Genomic DNA, 449 nt, shown 5'->3' with positions numbered 1-449 from the left:
GACATACCCGCGGGTCAGCAGGCGCAGGTGCAGACCGCGTCCCTGACGCAGCAGGCCGACGCGCAGGCCATCGCCGCGGACGTGAGCGCCAAGAAGGACGCCGAGGAGGCTGCCCGCAAGGCCGCCGCCGAGACCGCGATCGCCAAGAAGGAGCTCGCCGAGAAGGCGGCCAAGGAGGCGGCCAAGGAGGCGAAGGAGCGCGCCGAGGCGAAGGCCGCGGCCAGCCGCGGGACCGACGTCCGCGACTCCTCCAGCTTCCCGGTCCAGAGCAGCTACACCGTGGCGCAGATCCAGGCGATGGCGCGTCAGATGGTGGGCGGCGGCCAGTTCCAGTGCTTCAGCAACATCGTGGACCACGAGTCCAGCTGGAACTACCGCGCGGTGAACGCCTCCTCCGGTGCCTACGGCCTCTTCCAGGCACTGCCCGGCTCCAAGATGTCCTCCGTCGG

General features: G+C 70.6%; 1 protein-coding gene. It reads left to right on the top strand.

Annotated features, from left to right (window positions below; all coding sequences use genetic code 11):
- Positions 1-449, top strand: a 449-nt coding sequence (locus LG395_RS40970; protein WP_225814694.1) for an aggregation-promoting factor C-terminal-like domain-containing protein, incomplete at both ends; no start/stop codon positions are given.

The sequence above is a fragment of the Streptomyces spinosus genome, from assembly GCF_020400655.1.
Classification (GTDB): Bacteria; Actinomycetota; Actinomycetes; order Streptomycetales; family Streptomycetaceae; genus Streptomyces; species Streptomyces argyrophylli.
Note: the sequence above shows the minus strand (reverse complement) of the source record. Positions and strands in the feature narration are given on the sequence as shown.